General features: G+C 42.0%; 2 protein-coding genes. Both read left to right on the forward strand.

Translation table 11 applies throughout. The annotated features are described in order from the left end of the window. The first annotated feature begins 102 nt into the window (after positions 1-102). A complete protein-coding gene (gene istA / locus BLR15_RS13725; RefSeq protein ID WP_092988357.1) occupies positions 103-1,338 on the forward strand; it encodes an IS21 family transposase in 1,236 nt (411 codons plus the stop codon). After that, positions 1,331-2,062: an IS21-like element helper ATPase IstB gene (istB, locus tag BLR15_RS13730; protein ID WP_092988359.1), complete on the forward strand. Its 732-nt coding sequence runs from the start codon at positions 1,331-1,333 to the stop codon at positions 2,060-2,062. The genes istA and istB overlap by 8 nt, the downstream gene beginning before the upstream one ends. Positions 2,063-2,145: the final 83 nt, after the last annotated feature.

Here is a 2,145-nt window from a genome sequence, read left to right on the forward strand (position 1 = left end):
TGTAAATGGCAGTATTAAAATGTAGGAAATCGGCAATTTAAAATTGTTGGTTTACCTACATTTTTTTGTATGCTTTTCTTATGACATCTAAGGAGGATATTCATGAGGAAAGACGTACGTGAAGGAGTCAAAAAATTTATGATCGATGGTATCAAGCCCAACTTTGCCGCATTAGCCCGTCAGTATGGGTGTGACTATCGCACGGTGAAAGCAGCTTATGCGGCAGAAAGCCAAAACACAGAGGAGCAGAAAAGAATGAGCAGACCGAGTAAATTGGATGAATTTAAACCGATCATCCATGACAAACTGGAGATTCAATGCAGTGCGTATAGTATATTTAAATTCTTACAAAAGAAAGGATATGACGGGAGTTACAGTCTGGTGAAACAGTACTGTCGAAAAGAGAAAGGGACGCGTCAGAAACAGGCCACCGTGCGGGTGACCCACACCCCGGGCTTAGCGGGACAAGTGGACTGGAAAGAAGACATGACCCTGATCAGTCAACATGGTGAGATTTTTCGTTTTAACATATTTTTATATGTGTTGTCTTTTTCCCGAAAGAAATATATCACACTGACCTTTGACCGGCACCAGGATACATTGTTTAAGTGCTTGGATGATGCCTTCCACCACACCGGTGGCGTCCCCAGAGAGATTTGGTTTGATAATATGCGAACCGTCGTGGACCAGCCCAGGACTCAGTATAATAAGGTCGTATTTAATCAGCGATTTTATGCGTTTAGTAAAGACGCAGACTTCCAACCGATTGCTTGTCGACCCTATCGTCCCCAGACTAAAGGGATTGTCGAAGCGCTGGCACGAACGATGAACCGGCTGAGGGTATATAATCATGAATTTGAAGACAGTGTGGAGTTGATACATATCGTGCATGATTTATGTCATGAGCTCAACATGGAAATTTCTCAAGCAACCGACGCCATTCCCGACGAATTATGGCAGGCCAAAGAAAAAGAGCACTTGCACTCACTGCCTGAAGACCTGTTAAATCCGTACTTTGAAGACCAATTGACGAGAGTGGTTTCCAAAGAAGCGATGGTTCAGTTCCGTAAATGCAAATACTCTGTAGATCCCCAGTATATTGGAAAGACAGTCGAAATTGAGCTGTCAGAGACTGAGGAAAACATACACATCCATTATAACGGAGAAATGATTCGTTCACACCCATTAACGACCCAAAGATTGAATTATAATCAGGCGGATATGTTCAACATATTGAAATCAGACGTATTTGCGAGCCGGCCGGATGACGATATTCATAATTATATCCATGAGTCCCTGCAGTTATATGATGCGTTGGGAGATGATGCCAATGAGTGATTATCAGACACTCCTATCTAATTTTGAAGCACTGGGACTCAATAATATGCGTGAATATTATCCGATATTATTGGATAAGGTCCATACAGAAGACATGTCGTTGACCAGTGCATTTCTGGAGCTGACAGATAAAGAAATGACATTTCAAAAAGAAAAGAAAGTAGAGCGTGCCATTCACCGCGCTCGCTTTCCTAAAGTAAAAACATTTGATACATTCGATTTTGATTTTCAACCTGGCTTGAATCGGAAAGAAGTCCTTGAATTAAAGCATTTGGGTTTTATGGAACGTCAAGAAAATGTCGTTTTTATCGGCAGTCCCGGCGTCGGTAAAACACACTTGGCAATCGCCTTGGGGGTGGAAGCCTGCCGGCAGAACAAACGGACGTTGTTCATCAATTGTCATGAGTTGTTGATTCGGCTCCGGACAGCGTATGAAAAAGGGACGCTTGAGCGTGTTCTCAGACGATATGCCAGATATGAACTGTTAATCATTGATGAGATCGGCTACTTGCCCATTCAGAGACATGAAGCCGACTTGATTTTTCAATTACTGAACATGCGGTATGAAACCCATTCAACCATTTTCACCACCAATATCTCACTTTCTGGATGGGGTGAATTATTCAGGAGTCCGGAAACAGCTGCAGCGATTCTGGATCGAATGGTACACCATGTAAAGATTTATAAAATCAAAGGTAAATCATACCGAATGAAACAAACTTAGACAACATTCATCCACAAATTGCATTGCCGAAAACCGACATTTCTAAATTGCCATAAACCTACATTTTTAAATTGCCGTTGACA

The organism is Lacicoccus qingdaonensis (genome assembly GCF_900101075.1).
GTDB lineage: Bacteria > Bacillota > Bacilli > Staphylococcales > Salinicoccaceae > Lacicoccus > Lacicoccus qingdaonensis.